We start from the raw sequence: 18,706 nt of genomic DNA, 5'->3' as shown, positions 1-18,706 counted from the left end.
GAAAGAACAAGATGATTGAACTCAATAACGTCAGCAAATGGTATGGCCAGTTCCAGGTACTGACCGACTGCAGCACCAATGTCGACAAGGGCGACGTGATGGTCATTTGCGGCCCGTCCGGCTCCGGCAAGTCGACCTTGATCAAGACCGTCAACGGCCTCGAGCCGATCCAGCAGGGACAGATTTTCGTCGACGGCATCGCCGTCAACCACCCGAAGACGAACCTGTCCAAATTGCGCGCGCGCATCGGCATGGTGTTCCAGAATTTCGAGCTGTTCCCGCATTTGTCCATCCGCGAAAACCTGACCATCGGCCAGGTCAAGGTGCTGGGGCGCAGCGCCGACGAAGCCAATGCCAAGGGCTTGAAATACCTGGACCGCGTGGGCCTGCTGTCGCAGCAGGATAAATTCCCGGGCCAGTTGTCGGGCGGCCAGCAGCAGCGCGTGGCGATTGCCCGCGCGCTGTCGATGGACCCGATCGCCATGCTGTTCGACGAGCCGACGTCGGCGCTCGACCCGGAAATGATCAACGAAGTGCTCGACGTGATGGTGGGCCTGGCGCAGGAAGGCATGACGATGATGGTCGTCACGCACGAAATGGGTTTTGCCCGGCGCGTGGCCAACCGCATCGTTTTCATGGACCAGGGCAAAATCATCGAGGATTGCAGCAAGGATGATTTCTTCAACACGACGCGCTCGGATCGCGCGCGTGATTTCTTGGCGAAAATCATTCACTGATCCCAGGTTTTCTTGATAAAAACGGCCGGTTTCCACCGGCCGTTTTTGCGTTGACAGCACGCTTGCGTCCGGTTTGCGTCCGGTTTGCCTCCGGCAGTCTGGCCGCAAAGGCAGCCCCGCGGCTGGTAAAATGGCGCTATCCGCAATGACCGCCTGAGAGCAGCCGCCATGTCCACACCCGATCACACCCCAGATTCCATCACCATCACCCGTCCAGACGACTGGCATTTGCACCTGCGCGATGGCGCCGTCATGGCCAGCGTGCTGCCGCACAGCGCGCGCCAGTTCGGTCGCGCCATCGTCATGCCGAACCTGAAGCCGCCCGTTACCACCACGGCCGATGCCAGCGCCTACCGCGAGCGCATCCTGGCCGCCGTGCCGGAGGGCGTGAACTTCGATCCGCTGATGGTGCTGTACCTGACGAACAACACCTCGCCCGAGGAAATCCGCCGCGCGCAGGACAGCGGCATCGTGCAGGCCGTCAAATTGTATCCGGCGGGCGCGACGACGAATTCCGACCTGGGCGTGACGGATTTGAAGAATTGCTACAAGGTGCTCGAAGTGATGCAGGAAGTGGGCATGCCCTTCCTCGTGCACGGCGAAGTGACGGATCCGGAAATCGACATTTTCGACCGCGAAGCCGTCTTCATCGAACGCGTGATGCGTCCGCTGCGCAGCGCCTTCCCGGCCCTGTCCGTCGTGTTCGAGCATATCACCACCAAGGATGCGGCGCAGTACGTGGCTGAAGCGGAAGGCCCGATCGCCGCCACCATCACGGCGCACCATCTGCTGTACAACCGCAACGAGATTTTCAAGGGCGGCATCCGCCCCCATTACTACTGCCTGCCCATCCTCAAGCGCGAAGAGCACCGCCTGGCGCTGATGACGGCAGCCGCCAGCGGCGACGAGCGCTTCTTCCTCGGCACCGATTCGGCGCCGCACGCGCAAGGCGCCAAGGAAATGGCCTGCGGTTGCGCCGGCTGCTATACGGCCCTGCACGCGATGGAAATGTATGCCGAAGCGTTCGAACGGGCCGGCGCGCTCGATAAACTGGAGGCGTTCGCCAGCTTCCACGGCCCGGCCTTCTACGGCGTGCCGCGCAACACGGATACCATCACCTTGCGTCGCGAAAGCTGGACCTTGCCGGCTTCGCTGCCGCTGGGCGACAGCCACGTGATTCCGCTCAACGCGGGCGAACAGATCAACTGGAAAATGGTCTAAGCGTTCATGCTGCCATCGATAGACTGGACCCGCCCCTGGTTTGCCACGGTGCTGCCGGCGCGACGGCAGCTGGACCTGCAGCGCGACACGGTGATCGCGGCGCTGAACGGACGTGCGCGGGCGCTGGACTTGCGCAATCCGTCCGGCTTGCCGCTGGCCTTCGTGCCGCAAGCGGACCTGCCCGAAGGCATGGCCTACGAAGAGTTCATCGGCGCCACGGGCGGCGTGCCCACGCGCGACAATCTGCACGATTTTTTCAACGCACTCGTGTGGCTCACTTTCCCGCGCATCAAGCGGCAGTTGAATGCGCTGCAGGCCGCGCAGATCGCCCTGTCCGGCGTCGGTAAATCGCGTGGTCCCGCGCGCGACGGCGCGACCATTTTCGATGAAAACTCCGCCTTGCTGGTGCTGCGCGACAGCGATGCGGGGCGCGCGCTGGAAGCGGCCTTGCGCGGGCACGACTGGCGCAGCGCGTTCATCGCGCAGCGTGATAAATTTGGCGCAGGCGGCGACGCCGAAGTCTGGCTGTTCGGCCACGCACTGATGGAAAAACTGGTAGCGCCGCGCAAGGCCATCACGGCGCATACGCGCGTGATCCTTGCCGGCGACGCTTACTTTGCGCTCGACGACGCGGCACGGCGCGCCTGGCTCGACGAGCGGGTGGCGCAGGATCTGGCGCAGCAAGGCCTCACCACGGCGGACTTCACGCCGTTGCCGGTGCTCGGTTTGCCCGGCTGGTGCGAAGGCCAGGACGACGATTTTTACAATGACGCGGCGGTGTTCCGCCCGAAGCGCAAGGCAGCAGGCACAGAAAGAGAGTAGAGCATGGAGCATACCGTCCGCTGGGGCATCCTCGGCACCGGCAAGATCGCCCGCGCGATGGCCAATGGCTTGCGCGACGCGCCTGGAGCGCAGCTGGCGGCCGTCACCTCGCGCAGCGCCGCCGGCGCGCAAGCGTTCGGCGCCGAATTCGGCATCGAGCGTTGTCACGGCTCCTACCAGGCGCTGGCTGACGATCCTGGCGTGGACGTGATCTACATCGCCACGCCGCACACCCTGCATGCGGAAAATGCCCTGATGTGCCTGGCCGCCGGCAAGCACGTCGTGTGCGAAAAGCCGTTCACCATGAACGCGCGCGAGGCGCTGGCCGTGGTTGACCTGGCGCGCGAGAAAAAGCTGTTTTTGATGGAAGCGATGTGGAGCCGTTTCCTGCCCGCCGTGCAGGAAGCCAAACGCATCATCGCCAGCGGCGAAATCGGCGTGCTGCGGCAAGTGCAGGCCGATATCGGCTTTGTCGCCAATTTCCCGCCCGAGCACCGCATGTTCAATCCGGAACTCGGCGGCGGCGCGCTGCTCGACGTGGGTATCTATCCGCTGTCGATGGCGGCCTTCTTCCTCGGCCCGGTATCGCAGGTGCAGGCGCTTGCCGAGATGGGCGCCACCGGCGTCGATGAACAGGTGGTGTTCTCGCTGCTGCACGCGGGTGGCGGCACCTCGTCCTGCGCCTGCAGTCTGCGCGCGCAGACGCCGACGGAAATGACCATTTCCGGCAGCCTGGGGCGCATCCGCCTGCCCAACCGTTTTTACAAGCCCGACCAGCTGATCGTCGAAACGATGGATGGCGAACGCCGCGTCGTCGCCGCGCCGCACCTGGGCAATGGCTATGCGCACGAGGCCATCGAAGCGATGCGCTGCATCCGCGCCGGCCTGCTGGAAAGCCCCGTCATGCCACACGCCGACAGCGTGGCGCTGATGCGCAACCTCGATACCATGCGCGGCCAGATCGGCCTCGTTTACCAAGCCGACCAGGCGTGAACAGGAATCCCATGACATTGCACGCATCGCGTCCCAGCCTGAAGACTGTCCTCATCGCCAGCGGCGTCGTCCTGACCCTGGCGATGGGCGTGCGCCACGGCCTGGGCTTCTGGATGCAGCCGATCTCGCAAGCGAACGGCTGGACGCGCGAAACGTATTCGCTGGCGCTGGCCATGCAAAACCTGATGTGGGGCGTCTTCGGCCCGTTCGCCGGCATGGCGGCCGACCGTTTCGGCACCATGCGCGTCGTCATCGTCGGCGCCATCAGCTACATGGCGGGCCTCGTGTGGATGGCGCTGATGACGCAGCCCACCCTGTTCATCGTCGGTTCCGGCATCTTCATCGGCCTGGCGCTGGCCTGCACGGCCTTTGGCGCCATCAGCGGCATCATCGGCCGCAGCGCGCCGCCCGAGCAGCGCTCGTGGGCCTTCGGCATCTCGTCTGCGGCGGGCTCGTTCGGCCAGTTTCTGATGATGCCGGTGGAGCAGCAGCTGATTTCCGCCGTGGGCTGGCAAAACGCCTTTTATGTGCTGGCCGCGCTGGTGCTGCTGGCGATGATCCCGATGGCCTTTTATTTGCGCGAGCCACCCGTCTCGCACGCCAGCGGCCCGCAGCAAAGCGTTGGCGCGGCCTTCAGTGAAGCCATCGCCAGCCGCTCGTTCTGGCTGCTGCTGGCAGGGTATTTTGTCTGCGGTTTCCAGCTGGTGTTCATCGGCGTGCACTTGCCCGCCTACCTGAAGGATCAGGGCCTGATGAATCCGAACATCGCCGTCACGGCGCTGGCCCTGATCGGCCTGTTCAACATCGTCGGCTCCTACTATGCGGGTAAACTCGGTGGCAAGATAGCCAAGCGCTACCTGCTGTCGGCCATCTACGTGACGCGCGCCGTGGTCATCACCGTGTTCCTGCTGGCGCCATTGTCGGCGTGGTCGGTGTACCTGTTCGCCGCCGGCATGGGCGTGCTGTGGCTGTCGACCGTGCCGCTGACGAACGGCATCATCGCTGGCATCTTTGGCGTCAAGCATTTGTCGATGCTGGCCGGGATGGTGTTCTTCTCGCACCAGGTGGGCAGTTTCCTTGGCGCGTGGCTGGGCGGCTATCTGTACGAACACCAGGGCAGTTATCACATCGTGTGGATGATCACCATCGGGCTGGGGCTGCTGGCCGCGCTGATCAACCTGCCCATCGACGAGCGCGCCGTCAAGCGCGTGGCGGTAGCCGCGTAATGGCCAGCTGGCGCACATGGTTATGGCGCCTGGCTGGCGCCGCGCTGCTGGCCATCGTCTACCTGGCCTATCTGCGTCCCGACTTCATGCTGGACCTGGCGAACCGCTTCTGGATGTGCATGTAGGGCGCTCCTAGACTTTCAGGAATTCCTCTTTCCCGCCCAGCCAGCGCGCCAGGTGCGCTTCCACGGTGGCTGCGGCAGCCGCCGTGGTGGCGTGCAGTAAATCGTGCGCCACGTCGCGCGCCTGGTCTACCAGCCATTGATCCGTTTCCAGGTCGGCGAAACGCAGCATGGCCTGGCCGGACTGGCGCGCGCCGAGAAATTCGCCGGGGCCGCGGATTTCCAGGTCGCGGCGGGCAATTTCAAAACCGTCCGTCGTCTCGCGCATGGTCATCAAACGCTGGCGCGCCACGCCGCCCAGCGGGCCCTGGTACAGCAGCAGGCAGACGCTGGCCGCCGATCCCCGTCCCACGCGGCCGCGCAACTGGTGCAGTTGCGACAAGCCGAAGCGCTCGGCATGCTCGATCACCATCAGCGAGGCGTTCGGCACGTCGACGCCCACCTCGATGACGGTGGTGGCCACCAGCACGTGGATATGCCCGGCGATGAAGGCGTCCATTACCTCCTGCTTTTCCGCCGGCTTCAGGCGGCCGTGCACGAGGCCCACCTGCAGCGCGGGCAGGGCCTCGGCCAGCATCATGTAGGTGTCGGTGGCTGTCTGCAGCTGCAGCGCTTCCGATTCCTCGATCAGCGGGCAGACCCAGTACACCTGCCGGCCTTCCAGCGCGGCCGCGTACACGCGGGCGATGACTTCGTCGCGGCGGTTCTGGTCGATGGCGCGCGTGACGATGGGGCTGCGTCCGGGCGGCAGCTCGTCGATCACCGACACTTCCAGGTCGGCGTAATACGTCATGGCCAGGGTGCGCGGAATCGGCGTGGCCGACATCATCAGCTGGTGCGGCACGGCCGCGCTGTCGCCCTTGTTGCGCAGGGTCAGGCGCTGGCCCACGCCGAAGCGGTGCTGCTCGTCGACGATCACCAGGCCCAGTTTGGCAAACAGCACATTGTCCTGGATCAGCGCATGCGTGCCGATCACCAGCTGCGCTTCACCCGATTCGATCAGGGCCAGCGCCGCCGTCTTTTCTTTTTTCTTCAGGCTGCCCGTCAGCCAGGCCACCTTCACGCCCAGCGGCTCCATCCAGGCGGCGATCTTGCGGAAGTGCTGCTCGGCCAGTATCTCCGTGGGCGCCATCAGCGCGGCCTGGTAGCCGCTGTCGATGGCCTGCGTGGCCGACAGGGCGGCGACGACCGTCTTGCCGCTGCCAACGTCGCCTTGCAGCAGGCGCTGCATCGGGTAGGGCTGGCGCAGGTCGGCGCGGATTTCCTCGAGCACGCGCGCCTGCGCGCCCGTCAGCTTGAAGGGCAGGGCGGCGCCGAAGGCATCCGACAGCGTGCCGACGACGGGCAGCGAGGCGGCGCCTTTCGAGCGGCGCGCGCGCTGGGCGCGTTTGAGCGACAGCTGCTGCGCCAGCAGTTCATCGAACTTCATGCGTACCCAGGCCGGATGCGAACGGTCCATCAGCGCGCTTTCATCGATGTCCTGCGGCGGATAGTGCAGCAGGTGCACGGCGGCGCGGAAAGGCGACAGCTGCATGTCGTGCAGCAGCTGGCCCGGCAAGGTGTCCTGCCAGTCGATGCGGCGCATGGCGTCGGCGATTTCGCGCCGCAGGACGTGCTGCGACAGGCCTTCGCCGGACGGGTACACGGGCGTCAGGGCCGTGGGCAGCGGCGCGCCCTCGTTGACCACTTTATACGTCGGGTGCACCATCTCGGCGCCGAAAAAACCGTGTTTGAGTTCGGCGCGCGCGCGCACCCGCGTGCCTTCGGCCAGCTGCTTGACCTGGCTGCCGTAGAAATTCATGAAGCGCAGCAGCAAATTGCCCGTTTCATCGGCGATCGTCACCAGCAACTGCTTGCGCGGCTTGAAGTTGACTTCGCACTTGGTGACGACCCCTTCCACCTGCCACGACTCGCCGCCGCGCAGGCAGGCGTCGCGGATGGTGTAGACCTTGGTCTCATCCTCGTAGCGCATCGGCAGGTGCAGCACCAGGTCCATATCCGTGCGCAAGCCCAGCTTGGCCAGCCGGCTTTCCGTGCTGACCACCTTTTTGACGGCTTTCGGCTTCGCGGCAGGCTTGGCTGTGGGAGGAAGATCGGGCTTGGGATCGGACATATGCAAGGTTTTGGTGCCGCTAGCGTAAAATAGAGGGTTGTCCGGCACACCCTGTGCGTACCGCAGTTGTAAATTGTTGCGGCGGATTATTGTAATGCCTGTATAGGCGCACAGTATAGTGCCAGATGTTCCATTGCGCACTCCTAATCATTTTTGACGTACTTTTGAAGCAAAACGCATGTATTCGCTTTCCGATTTCGATTTTAATTTGCCGCAAGAAAACATTGCGCAAACTCCATTGGCCGAGCGCAGCGCCTCGCGCCTGTTGCACCTGGACGGCGACGCCCTGGTTGACCGCAGCTTTGCCGATATCGTCGGGCTGTTGCAGGCGGGCGACCTGCTGGTAATGAACGATACGCGCGTGTTGAAGGCGCGCTTCTTCGGCGTCAAGGAAAGCGGCGGCAAGATCGAGGCGCTCGTCGAGCGCGTGCTCGACGACCGCACCGTGCTGGCCCAGGTGCGCGCGTCGAAGTCGCCGCCGCCCGGCTGCCGCATCCGCCTGGCCGACGCCTTCGACGTGACGGTCGGCCAGCGCGCCGGCGAATTCTTTACCTTGCACTTCGAGGCCGACGTGTTCGAGCTGATCGAGGCGCATGGCCGCCTGCCGCTGCCGCCCTACATCGAGCACGATGCGGACGCATTCGACGAAACGCGCTATCAGACAGTGTTCAACAAGGTGCCCGGCGCTGTCGCCGCGCCGACGGCGGGCCTGCATTTCGACCAGGCCCTGCTCGACCAATTGAAGGCCAAGGGCGTCAACTTTGCCTATGTCACCCTGCACGTGGGCGCCGGCACTTTCCAGCCCGTGCGCACGGAAGTGCTGGCCGAGCACAAGATGCATACCGAGTGGTACACCATGCCGCAGGAAACCGTCGACGCCGTGCGCGCCGCGCAGCAGGCCGGGCGCGACGTGGTGGCCGTCGGCACGACCAGCCTGCGCGCGCTGGAATCGGCTTCGCAAAGCGGCCAGCTGGTGGCGGGCAGCGCCGATACGGCCCTGTTCATCACGCCCGGCTATGCGTTTAAAACGGTGACGCGGCTGATCACCAACTTCCATTTGCCGAAGTCGACCCTGCTGATGCTGGTGTCGGCCTTTGCCGGCTATGAACCGATCCGCCATGCCTACGCGCATGCGATCGCGCAGAACTACCGTTTCTTCAGCTATGGCGATGCGATGCTGCTCACCACGCAATCGCGCGCTCCGCTGAACCTTGATACTCCCGTGAAAGACTGACCATGCTGGAATTTACACTACTCAAGACCGACACGAGCGGCCTGACCAAGGCACGCCGCGGCACCTTGAAACTCAACCATGGCGTCGTGCAGACGCCGATCTTCATGCCAGTGGGCACTTACGGCTCCGTGAAAGCCATGTCGCCGCTGGAACTGAACGAGATCGACGCGCAGATCATCCTGGGCAACACGTTTCACCTGTGGTTGCGTCCAGGCAACACCGTCATGGAGAAATTCGGCGGCTTGCACGGCTTCATGGGCTGGAGCAAGCCTATTTTGACGGATTCGGGCGGTTTCCAGGTGTTTTCGCTGGGCGCCATGCGCAAGATCACGGAAGAGGGCGTGCATTTCAATTCGCCCATCAACGGCGATAAGCTGTTCCTGTCGCCGGAAGTGTCGATGCAGGTGCAGCGCGTCCTGAATTCCGACATCGTCATGCAGTTCGACGAATGCACGCCGTACGAAATTCAGGGCCGTCCGGCCACCATCGAGGAAGCGGCCAAGTCCATGCGCATGTCCTTGCGCTGGGCGCAGCGCTCGAAGGACGAGTTCCACCGCGGCGAAAACCCGAATGCGTTGTTCGGCATCGTGCAGGGCGGCATGTTCGAAATGCTGCGCGACGAGTCGCTGGCCAAGCTCGAAGAGATCGATTTCCCCGGCATCGCCATCGGCGGCCTGTCCGTGGGCGAGCCGAAGGAAGACATGATGCGCATGCTGGCCCACGTGGGTCCGCGCTTGCCGGCCAACAAGCCCCATTACCTGATGGGCGTCGGTACGCCGGAAGACCTGGTGGCGGGCGTGTCGAACGGCATCGACATGTTCGACTGCGTCATGCCGACGCGTAACGCCCGCAATGGCTGGCTGTTCACCCGTTTTGGCGACATCAAGATCAAGAACGCCAAATACAAGGAAGACCAGGCGCCGCTCGACGAGACCTGCAGCTGCTACGCCTGCCGCAATTTTTCGCGCGCCTACCTGCACCATCTGCACCGCTCCAAGGAAATCCTCGGCGCGCGTTTAAATACCATCCACAACCTGCATTACTACCTGGACCTGATGCGCCAGATGCGCGAGGCGCTGGACGAAGACCGTTTCCACGCGTTTACCCTGCAATTCCACGCGGAACGCGCACGCGGAACTTAAGAAAACCTTAGCTTGCGCTCTGGCAACAGCATGGCCGGAAGTTTTGTGTATTGGTGCTTGGACGGGGGCGATAAAGCATTGCATAATGCTTTTTTAGCCCCATTTAAAGTTGCCATGGCTGCAATTCGGGTTATGACGTATAGCCAATGCTAGAATACAGCGCTATTTTTTCAAACTGATTAGAACTGGAGTCACCGTGTTTTTCATTTCCAACGCTTATGCGCAAGCCCCAACCGAAGCCCTGGGCCTCGGCGGCAACCTGACCAGCTTCCTGCCGCTGGTATTGATGTTCGTGGTCATGTATTTCCTGATGATCCGCCCACAGCAAAAACGCGCCAAAGAACAACGGGCGATGATGGACGCGCTGGCCAAGGGTGACGAAGTCGTCACCGCCGGCGGCATGCTGGGCCGTGTTGTCAAGGTAGTGGACGCTTACGTCACCATCGAAGTGGCGGCCGGCACCGAAATCACGGTGCAAAAGAGCTCCATTACCACCTTGCTGCCTAAAGGCACCCTGAAGGCACTGTAATTCCTCGCTGTCATTGCTTCGGCAATGATGACCGGGGCGGCTATCGGCCGCCCCTCGCGACGCCTCCGACGCTCAACACTGAACGCTGAATCACTATGAATCGCTATCCTGCCTGGAAATACATCATCATCGTCGTCGCCTTATTGCTGGGCGCACTCTATACGGCGCCCAATTATTTCGGTGAGTCACCGGCGCTGCAAGTAACCAGCGGCAAGTCGACCGTCAAGGTGACGGGCGAGCTGATGACGCAAGTCGAGCAAATATTGACGAAAGAAAACGTCAAGTCGGAAGGTGTCACCATGGATGGCGCTGGCAACCTCGCCTCCGTGCGCGTGCGTTTCGCCGATCCCGATACCCAGTTCAAGGCGAAACTGGTGCTGGAAAAGGACCTGAATCCCGATGCCAGCGACCCTGCGTATATCGTGACGGTCAATCTGCAAGCCAATACCCCGATGTGGATGCAAAAATTGCATGCCTTGCCCATGTTCCTGGGCCTGGACTTGCGCGGCGGCGTGCACTTCCTGATGCAGGTCGATGCGAAAGCAGTACTGAACAAGAAAGTCCAGGGCGTCCAGTCCGCCGCGCGTAGCGTGTTGCGCGACAAGAATATCCGCCACGCCGGCATCGAGCGCGTGGGCGACAGTGTGCAAATCAACTTCCGCGACGCGGAAACGCGCCTGAAGGCAAAAAATGTGCTGTCCGACCAGATGTCGGAACTGGCGTTCGCCGATGCGGGTGAAGGCAGCGATTTGAAATTGAACATCACCCTGAAGCCGGCGGCCCTGAAGGCTACCATCGACGAAGGCGTGAAACAGAATATCTCCACCCTCTCCAAGCGCGTCAACGAGCTGGGCGTGGCCGAGCCGCTGATCCAGCAGCAAGGTCCCGACCGCATCGTGGTGCAATTGCCTGGCGTACAGGACGTGGCCCGCGCGAAAGCCATCATCGGCCGCACGGCGACCCTGGAAGTGCGTCTGGTCGATGAAAGCATCGTGCCTGGCACCGAACTGTCGAGCGCCATTCCGTTCAACTCGGAATTGTTCACCGTCGGCAAGGGCGTCCCTGTCGTACTGGCGAAAGACGTAATCCTGACGGGCGACTATATCTCCAGCGCCACGGCCAGCTTCGACCAGAACCAGCAAGCGGCCGTGTCGATCGATCTGAACGGCGACGGCGGACGCAAGATGCGCGAAGCGACGCGCGAACGCGTGGGCAAGCGGATGGCCATCGTGCTGTTTGAAAAGGGCAAGCCGGAAGTGCTGTCGGTCGCGACCATCCAGCAGGAACTCGGTTCGCGCTTCCAGATCACCGGCATGGGCGGCGCGGAAAACGCGAATGAACTGGCGCTGCTGCTGCGCTCGGGCGCCCTGTCCGCACCGATGACCGTCATCGAAGAACGCACGATCGGACCGCAACTGGGCGCGGAAAACATCGCCAAGGGCTTCCACTCGACCTTGTACGGTTTCATCGCCATCGCCATCTTCATGATCGCCTACTACATGCTGTTCGGCGCCTTCAGCGTGCTGGCCCTGGCCACCAACCTGTTGTTGCTGGTCGGCTTGTTGTCGATGATCCAGGTGACCTTGACCTTGCCAGGTATCGCCGCTATCGCGCTGGCGCTGGGCATGGCGATTGACGCCAACGTGTTGATCAATGAACGTATCCGTGAAGAGCTGCGCGCCGGCAATACGCCGCAAGCGGCGATCGCCGCCGGCTTCGACCGCGCCTGGGCCACGATTCTGGACTCGAACGTGACCACCCTGATCGTCGGCCTGGCACTGCTGGCCTTCGGCAGCGGTCCCGTGCGCGGCTTCGCTGTCGTGCATTGCCTGGGTATCCTGACCTCGATGTTCTCCTCCGTGTTCGTGTCGCGCGGCGTGGTCAACCTCTGGTATGGCCGCAAGAAAAAGCTGACGACCTTGTCGATCGGCACGGTGTGGGTGCCGGGCACCAGCAAATAAGCGACGGCCCAGCCTTACCCAATAGCGTCAACAGCGATCGCGTCCGGTGGCCCAGCCGCCGGATGCACAGAATAGAACTCAGAGGATTTCATGGAATTTTTCCGGATCAAAAAAGATATTCCCTTCATGCGCCATGCGTTGATTTTCAACGTGATTTCGGCCGTGACCTTCCTTGCCGCCGTCTTCTTCCTGTTCCACAAGGGCTTGCACCTGTCCGTGGAATTCAAGGGCGGCACCGTGATGGAGGTGAAGTACCCGAAAGCGGCCAACCTTGAAGGCATACGCGGCACCTTGATCGGCCTGGGTTATGAAGAGCCGGGCGTGACCAGCTTCGATACGGCGCGCGACGTCATGATCCGCCTGCCGGTGGAAAATGGCGTCAGCGCCGCGAACACCTCGCAGCGCGTGTTTGAAGCCCTGTGCAAGGCCGAGCAAGGCACGACCAAGGGCGTCGACACCGTCACCGAAAAGGGCGAGCACGTCATCAAGAGCGCCTGCATGGACACCGCCGGCAATGAAGCGGTGGTACTGCAGAAGGTTGAATTCGTCGGTCCGCAAGTGGGCGAGGAACTGAAGCAGAACGGCTTGAACGCGCTGGTGGTGGTAATTCTCGGCGTGATGGCTTACCTGGCCGTACGCTTCGAATGGAAATACGCTGTCTCGGCCATTATCGCCAACTTGCACGACGTGGTGATCATCCTGGGCTTCTTCGCCTTCTTCGAGTGGGAATTCTCGCTGACGGTACTGGCGGCGATCCTGGCGGTGCTCGGTTATTCCGTCAACGAATCGGTGGTGATCTTTGACCGTATCCGCGAAAACTTCCGCAAGCAGCGCAAGGCTTCCGTGCATGAAGTGATCGACAACGCGATCACCAGCACCATTTCGCGTACCATCATCACCCACGGCTCGACCCAGATGATGGTGCTGTCGATGCTGGTCTTCGGCGGCCAGACCCTGCACCACTTTGCACTGGCGCTGACCATCGGTATCTGCTTCGGTATTTACTCGTCCGTGTTCGTCGCGGCCTCGATCGCCATGTGGCTGGGCGTCAAGCGCGAAGACTTGATCAAGCCGATCAAGGAAAAAGACGAAACCGACGGCGCCGTGGTGTAAGCGCAGGTTTTTTGCAGGTCGAATGAAGAACGATCACCGTTTGCGGTGGTCGTTTTTTTTATGGTGGATGACGATGAAGCGTTTGATAGTGATGGGCATCATGGCAGGCATCGGCACCTTGGCCAGTGCCGCGCAATTGAGCCGTGTGGACAGCGGCGCCATCGCCCTGCGCGGCCCGATTGCCGGCGGCGACGTGGACACGCTGCGGCAGCTGGCCACGCCGGGTACGACGCTGTTGCGCGTGAATAGCGATGCTGGCGAACCGCAGGCGGCCATGCAGCTGGGACGCCTGGTGCGCCAGCTACGGCTCGATATCGCCATCGACACGGTGTGTGCGGGCAGCTGCGCCCTGTATGTCTTCCCGGCCGCGCGGCACAAAAGCATCCCCGGCGGCGCCGTGCTGGCGCTGCAGGAATCGGCGTTCCTGCGCGCGCAGGCGAGCCCGGCACAGATGCGCCGCATCCTGGCCGAGGCTGGCGTGGCGGCCGAGGACCTGGAACGCGACACGGCGGCGCTGGCGGCTCAGTTGACGGAGACTGCGGCGCAGGAAGCGTCGTTTGCCGCGGAACTGGGCATTGCTTCCGCCTTTTACCGCGCTTTCCCGCAAGTGGCGGCGCAGGCCGAGAGCGTGCGCCAGCGCTTTCCTGACCAGGAGGCCGTCGTCTACTGGTGGCCGGCCGCAACCCGCCTGGCGCACTGCTACGGTATCGCCGGCGTGGAAGAGGGGCCGCGCGCATCGCGCCTGGCGCCCGACGGTTATCTGTACGTGCCGGCCCTGTCGGCCCTCGTCATGGGCGACCAGGCTTTGCGGGCCTGCCCATGAGCCGCAGCGGCCGCTTGTTCCTGCTGATGGACGCCATGCGCGCCAAGCGCGTGCCCGTCACGGCGGCCCAGCTGGCGCAGCAGCTGGGTGTCTCCGAGCGCACGATTTACCGCGATATCCAGACCCTGGCCGAACTGGGCGCGCCCCTGCAGGGCGAGGCGGGCATCGGCTACGTGCTGCGCCGCGGCGCCTTCCTGCCGCCGCTGATGTTCGGGGCCGATGAACTGGAAGCGCTGGTGCTGGGCGCGCGCTGGGTGCGCCGCCAGGGCGATGCGGGCCTGGCGCAGGCGGCCAGCAATGCCCTGGCCAAGATCGCGGCCGCCTCGCCGCGCGATTTGCGCGACAGCATGGCCGAGACCAGCCTGTGGGTGCCGCTGGGCCGTCCCGCCGACGGCACGCAGCCGGCCGACCCGGCCGACCGGTATGTGCAGCCCGTGCGCGAGGCGATCCGCTACGAACAGAAGCTCACGCTCGCCTATCAGGATGAGCATGGCAGCGCCACCTCGCGCACGGTGTGGCCGTTTGCCCTGGCCTTTTTTGAGGGCAAGCGTCTGCTGGCCGCCTGGTGCGAGCTGCGCGGCGATTACCGGCATTTCCGCATCGACCGCATCGCCAGCGTGCAGCAGCATGAGGGGCGCTATCCCACGCGCCGCCATGTGCTGCTCGATGCCTGGCGCAAGGTGCATGATATCGACCCCGAATCCTGATTTCGCTCCTGACAAAAATTGTCAGTGACGGCAACTACGATGGTGGCTTCTTCACTCACCGGAGCCATCCATCATGCGCCTGTACCACCACCCTATGTCCTCGAATGCCCGCCGTGCCCTGATGACGGCGATCCACCTCGGTCTGCCGCTGGAACTGGCCGAAGTCGACCTGATGAATGCGGACGACCGCCGCCGCCTGCTCGAACTGAACCCGAACGGCAAGGTGCCCGTGCTGGCCGATGGCGCTTTCCTGCTGTGGGAATCGTGCGCCATCATGCAATACCTGGCCGAGCAGGTGCCGGGCCAGACGATTTATCCGCAGGCGCCGCAGGCGCGCGCCGACGTCAACCGCTGGCTGTTCTGGGCCGCGCAGCACTTCGCGCCCGCCATCAGCGTGCTGGCCTGGGAACGCGCCTGGAAGGGCATGACAGGCAATGGTCCGGCGGATCCGCTGGAAGAGGCGCGTGGCGAGCGCGACCTGCATGAATGCGCGGTGGTGCTGGACGCGCATCTGGCGCGCCGCGACTGGCTTTGCGGCGATGCCTTGACCCTGGCCGATTTCGCCGTGGCCGCGCCGCTGATGTACAGCGAGGCCGTGCGGCTGCCGCTGGCGCAGTACCAGCATATCCAGGCGTGGTTTGCCCGCGTGCGGCAACTGCGCGCCTGGCAGGAAACGGACGTGGAACTGTTGCCGGGATAATCTGCGCGCTAAGTGTGCCAGCGCACGGAGCCGGCGCGGCGCACCGCATAAGATAGAGCTGTCTCTTTCAGGACATCCCTAGCTTTGGACTTTACCCGCTTTCGAGCGGGTTTTTTTTGTCTGGCGTATAAAAAATGGCTTGATAATCTGACAATCGCCGCACAAATGGGCACATTCCACTTCCAGCAGGTACGCCATGTTCATGCCACGCCATCCGAAACCGCTGTTGAGTACCAGGGCGGTCGCCACGCAGGTCGCCCAGCAAAAGCAGGGAACGCAGGCCATGGACAAGCATGTGCTGATCGTCGAAACGGTCAAGCCGGCGGCACCGCCGCCAGCGGCCAAGAAGCCTGCAGGCTAGTGCACGAGCACCTTCAGCAGCGACTGCACTTCATCATCCGATTCTTCCATGATGCTTGACAAGGTCGCATCGTCGCCGATCAGGCAATCGATGCTGCGCGCGGCGCGGGCGGCCCGCACGGCGATGGCGGCCGGGCTTTCGTTGAGCGGGGACGAGACGGGCGCCAGGTCATTCGCCAGCAGCAGGGTGTCGCCCAGCGATTCGGGCGGAATGGCGCGCAAGCCTTCCCACAGCGCATCGATGGCGCCCATTACCGCTTCCGGCACCTTCAGTTTGGTCAGGACGCCATGGCCGATGGCTTGTTCGCCATGTTCGACCCAGTCCTGCGGTTCGCCGTCGAGGATGCCGGGGAATTCGGCCGCGCGCGACAGCAGATAAAAGCCGCCCACTTCATGCATGATGCCGGCAAACAGGGCCGTATCGGGATCCACCTTGGTGACGCGGCGGGCCAGTACCTGCGACAGGGCCGCCACGTGGGCCGTATGCTCCCACAGCTGGTTGGCCTTCGCCTGCAGCGCGGGATCGGTGATGGTGCTGCCCAGCTGGCGCACGATCAGCGATGCCACCACCGATTGCAGGGTGCGCACGCCGAGCCGCTGCACGGCATTGCGCACGCTGGTGATTTCATTGCCGGAACGGTTGAACGCCGCCGAATTGGCGATGGCCACCGTGCGCGCCGCCAGCAGCGGGTCTGCCTGCACCAGCTTGGCGGCGGCCTCGATATGGCAGTCGGGATCGGACAGCGCCTCTTGCAGCTTGAGCGAAGCGTCCACATTGGCAGGAAAGGTCAGCTCGCCACGAGCGGCTTGTGCGGCGATGCTTTTAAAGGCGTCGAGTCTGTTCATTGAAAAAATTATACTCGCAATATTTCCGTACGGAACTTTTTAACCGTGATCTTTTCGCAAACAAGCGAGTAAAAGGCAAGTAAAGCCCCGTAAACGGAAAAAGGCATGCCTATATTGTTGACATGCCTTTTTTTAACGACAGCGATCGTCACAGCGCTGGACAGGACGACTGCGCAGCAGGTCCTGTTCAGCGCTACTACAGAACTTCGCTGAAGATCGCGTCGCAGCCTTCCACCAGCTCGTCGCTGTCTTCCAGTTCATCCGTCAAGCCCAGGTCGAACAGTTCCTCGACGGCGTTCATGAAGCTGTTGTGCTTGGTGGCGCCGATCAGGCGGTAGATTTCGCCGTCTTCGTTGCGCACGCCGATGATCAGTTTTTCCTGGCGTACCAGTTCCGGCGTGCTGGCGTTGAGCAGCAGGTTGCCGATGATGTGTTTATCGAAATGAGCAGGCTTTTTGCCTTCGAGCAGTGAGGTTTTCAACTTGGTTTCCTTTGTCTTGTTTGAATGTCTGTGCTTGGTGAATGGTCAGCCGTGGCCGTTGGCGATGGCGTGTTTCAAGCCCGCCAGGGTGCTTTCGAGACGCATGAAATCGTCTTCGGTATAGCCGTCGAACAGGCGCTGGCCCTGTTGTGTCAGCTTTGGGAACACGTCATGGAACACCTGTTCCCCTTCGCAGCTCAGGCGCACGTAATAGGAACGCTTGTCGCGTGGACAACGTTCGCGTATCACCAGCCCCTTTTGTTCCAGCCGGTCCACCACGCCCGTCAACGTACCCTTGGTAATCAGGGTTTTCTGGCCCAGTTCCTTGTAGGACATGCCGCAAGTGTTGCCGAGCGTGGCAATGATGTCGAATTGCGCATGCGTCAAGCCGTACTGGCGCACGAAGTCGCTAGAAAACCGCTCGAAGCCTTGCATGCATTCGGCCAGCAGCCGGATACTTTTTAAATATCGTTCACCCATGGGTGTGATTATATCCTTCCGCCCCGCTTTTTTCCGCCGCGTCCCGGCGGGTTGTCGCGGCAGGGGCTGGATGGGGCGGAAGTCCGGTATCATGTGAGCAACTCAGCCCTTGCCCCGATCCCGCCCCCGCCGATGTCCTTCGCTAATCTTTCCCGTATCGGCCTCGACAAACCGCTGCGTTTGCTGCTGGTGCATGCCGGCGATGCCGAGTCGATCACCTGGGCTGGCCTGGTGCAGCCGCTGCGCCTGTGCGCGCGGGCGCTGGGGCCCGATGCCCTGCAATTGGACGTGCGCACGCCGGAACAGGTGGCCGCGCAGGGCGGCAACTGGCATATTGCGCTGCTGGTGGCCGATGAAACGCAGGCGCCGCTGCGCGCCGAGCTGTGCCGGGCCGTGATCGAGCGCTGCCGTTCGGCGCCGTTCTGGGGCGGCGTGGGCGCGGCCGTGCTGTGGCTGGCCGACGCGGGCGTCATGGATGGCGTGCGCATCGCCTTGCCATGGGCCCTGTATGCCGATGCGGAAGCGAAGGCGGAACGGGCCATCCTGACGCCGCACCTGTTCGACATCGACGGCCCCCACATCACCTGCTGCGGCGGCGCGGCCAGCATCGACTTTTCGCTGACCCTGATCGAGACCATCTTTGGCGCCGACGTGCAGGCGCTCGTCAAGGAAGCGCTGTGCGTGGACAAGGTGCGCGGCAAGGAAGAGCGCCAGCGCGTGGCCCTGCAGGCGCGCTTCGGCGTGCTGCAGCCGAAACTGTCCGAAGCGGTGACCTTGATGGAAGCCAATATCGAGGAACCGCTGTCGACCGACGACATCGCCAGCCTGGTGGGCCTGTCGCGGCGCCAGCTGGAGCGGCTGTTCAAGCAATACCTGGGCAGCCTGCCGTCGCGCTACTACCTGGAGCTGCGCCTGCAGCGCTCACGGCAATTGTTGCTTGATACACATTATTCCATCGTGCAAGTGGGCCTGATGTGCGGCTTTTCCTCCGGCTCGCACTTTTCCACGGCGTTTGGCGCCTTGTTTGGCAATACGCCGCGCGAAGAGCGGCAAAGAAAGCTGATGCCGCCGGCCTGACGTCTGGCGCATTGAGCTG

General features: G+C 63.0%; 20 protein-coding genes. 16 read left to right on the top strand and 4 right to left on the bottom strand.

The features are described from left to right. Window positions 1-11 precede the first annotated feature (11 nt). The 6 genes from IGS61_RS08885 (at window position 12) to IGS61_RS27840 (ending at window position 5,124) form a co-directional block, all read left to right on the top strand. Window positions 12-737: an amino acid ABC transporter ATP-binding protein gene (locus IGS61_RS08885; protein WP_230539239.1), complete on the top strand. Its 726-nt coding sequence runs from the start codon at window positions 12-14 to the stop codon at window positions 735-737. Between the two features lie 168 nt (window positions 738-905). Next, entirely contained in the window at window positions 906-1,958 is a 1,053-nt protein-coding gene (gene pyrC / locus IGS61_RS08880; protein ID WP_230539238.1) for a dihydroorotase, read from the top strand. A 6-nt stretch (window positions 1,959-1,964) separates the two neighbouring features. Next, complete coding sequence (locus tag IGS61_RS08875) at window positions 1,965-2,780, top strand: DUF3025 domain-containing protein (RefSeq protein WP_230539237.1); 816 nt, start codon at window positions 1,965-1,967, stop codon at window positions 2,778-2,780. A gap of 3 nt (window positions 2,781-2,783) precedes the next feature. Then, complete coding sequence (locus tag IGS61_RS08870) at window positions 2,784-3,773, top strand: Gfo/Idh/MocA family protein (protein ID WP_230539236.1); 990 nt, start codon at window positions 2,784-2,786, stop codon at window positions 3,771-3,773. 11 nt (window positions 3,774-3,784) lie between these two features. Further along, complete coding sequence (locus tag IGS61_RS08865; RefSeq protein ID WP_230539235.1) at window positions 3,785-4,999, top strand: MFS transporter; 1,215 nt, start codon at window positions 3,785-3,787, stop codon at window positions 4,997-4,999. After that, window positions 4,999-5,124 carry a hypothetical protein gene (locus tag IGS61_RS27840; protein WP_268993796.1) on the top strand — a complete coding sequence of 42 codons (126 nt, stop codon included), beginning with the start codon at window positions 4,999-5,001 and terminating at the stop codon, window positions 5,122-5,124. The genes IGS61_RS08865 and IGS61_RS27840 overlap by 1 nt, the downstream gene beginning before the upstream one ends. 7 nt (window positions 5,125-5,131) lie before the next feature. Here the strand turns inward: IGS61_RS27840 and recG are convergent, their stop codons facing one another. Further along, window positions 5,132-7,234, bottom strand: a complete 2,103-nt coding sequence (gene recG / locus IGS61_RS08860) for an ATP-dependent DNA helicase RecG (protein WP_230539234.1) — start codon at window positions 7,232-7,234, stop codon at window positions 5,132-5,134. 178 nt (window positions 7,235-7,412) lie between these two features. Between recG and queA the strand changes: the two genes are divergently transcribed. From queA to IGS61_RS08815, 9 genes are all read left to right on the top strand, one after another. After that, window positions 7,413-8,468: a tRNA preQ1(34) S-adenosylmethionine ribosyltransferase-isomerase QueA gene (queA, locus tag IGS61_RS08855; protein WP_230539233.1), complete on the top strand. Its 1,056-nt coding sequence runs from the start codon at window positions 7,413-7,415 to the stop codon at window positions 8,466-8,468. Between the two features lie 2 nt (window positions 8,469-8,470). Then, window positions 8,471-9,610 (top strand): tRNA guanosine(34) transglycosylase Tgt, encoded by a 1,140-nt coding sequence (gene tgt / locus IGS61_RS08850; RefSeq protein WP_176385836.1) that lies wholly within the window; start codon window positions 8,471-8,473, stop codon window positions 9,608-9,610. 196 nt (window positions 9,611-9,806) lie between these two features. Then, a complete protein-coding gene (yajC, locus tag IGS61_RS08845) occupies window positions 9,807-10,139 on the top strand; it encodes a preprotein translocase subunit YajC (RefSeq protein ID WP_035822846.1) in 333 nt (110 codons plus the stop codon). A 95-nt stretch (window positions 10,140-10,234) separates the two neighbouring features. Further along, window positions 10,235-12,100 carry a protein translocase subunit SecD gene (gene secD / locus IGS61_RS08840; protein ID WP_070290808.1) on the top strand — a complete coding sequence of 622 codons (1,866 nt, stop codon included), beginning with the start codon at window positions 10,235-10,237 and terminating at the stop codon, window positions 12,098-12,100. Window positions 12,101-12,190: 90 nt separating this feature from the next. Beyond that, entirely contained in the window at window positions 12,191-13,213 is a 1,023-nt protein-coding gene (gene secF / locus IGS61_RS08835) for a protein translocase subunit SecF (RefSeq protein WP_230539232.1), read from the top strand. Window positions 13,214-13,286: 73 nt separating this feature from the next. After that, complete coding sequence (locus tag IGS61_RS08830) at window positions 13,287-14,036, top strand: hypothetical protein (RefSeq protein ID WP_230539231.1); 750 nt, start codon at window positions 13,287-13,289, stop codon at window positions 14,034-14,036. Beyond that, entirely contained in the window at window positions 14,033-14,743 is a 711-nt protein-coding gene (locus IGS61_RS08825; protein ID WP_230539230.1) for a helix-turn-helix transcriptional regulator, read from the top strand. Before IGS61_RS08830 ends, IGS61_RS08825 begins: the two co-directional genes overlap by 4 nt. A gap of 73 nt (window positions 14,744-14,816) precedes the next feature. Then, the gene (locus IGS61_RS08820; protein ID WP_268993795.1) at window positions 14,817-15,443 is read left to right on the top strand and encodes a glutathione S-transferase family protein; all 627 of its coding nucleotides are present in this window, start codon (window positions 14,817-14,819) and stop codon (window positions 15,441-15,443) included. A 196-nt stretch (window positions 15,444-15,639) separates the two neighbouring features. After that, the gene (locus tag IGS61_RS08815) at window positions 15,640-15,804 is read left to right on the top strand and encodes a hypothetical protein (RefSeq protein WP_230539228.1); all 165 of its coding nucleotides are present in this window, start codon (window positions 15,640-15,642) and stop codon (window positions 15,802-15,804) included. On the opposite strand, the gene IGS61_RS08810 is transcribed toward IGS61_RS08815, so the two are convergent. The 3 genes from IGS61_RS08810 to IGS61_RS08800 all read right to left on the bottom strand — a co-directional run bounded on the left by IGS61_RS08810 (window position 15,801) and on the right by IGS61_RS08800 (window position 17,610). After that, entirely contained in the window at window positions 15,801-16,649 is an 849-nt protein-coding gene (locus IGS61_RS08810; RefSeq protein WP_230539227.1) for an HDOD domain-containing protein, read from the bottom strand. The two genes, IGS61_RS08815 and IGS61_RS08810, sit on opposite strands and share 4 nt — an antisense overlap. Before the next feature lie 196 nt (window positions 16,650-16,845). Next, the gene (locus IGS61_RS08805; protein ID WP_230539226.1) at window positions 16,846-17,130 is read right to left on the bottom strand and encodes a hypothetical protein; all 285 of its coding nucleotides are present in this window, start codon (window positions 17,128-17,130) and stop codon (window positions 16,846-16,848) included. 45 nt (window positions 17,131-17,175) lie between these two features. Continuing rightward, window positions 17,176-17,610, bottom strand: a complete 435-nt coding sequence (locus tag IGS61_RS08800; RefSeq protein ID WP_230539225.1) for a MarR family winged helix-turn-helix transcriptional regulator — start codon at window positions 17,608-17,610, stop codon at window positions 17,176-17,178. A gap of 132 nt (window positions 17,611-17,742) precedes the next feature. Between IGS61_RS08800 and IGS61_RS08795 the strand changes: the two genes are divergently transcribed. After that, window positions 17,743-18,687 carry a GlxA family transcriptional regulator gene (locus IGS61_RS08795; protein ID WP_230539224.1) on the top strand — a complete coding sequence of 315 codons (945 nt, stop codon included), beginning with the start codon at window positions 17,743-17,745 and terminating at the stop codon, window positions 18,685-18,687. Window positions 18,688-18,706: the final 19 nt, after the last annotated feature.

This window comes from Janthinobacterium sp. FW305-129 (assembly GCF_020858115.1).
GTDB lineage: Bacteria > Pseudomonadota > Gammaproteobacteria > Burkholderiales > Burkholderiaceae_D > Janthinobacterium.
The sequence above is the reverse complement of the archived record's forward strand: the minus strand, read 5'-3'. Positions and strand labels throughout refer to the sequence as shown.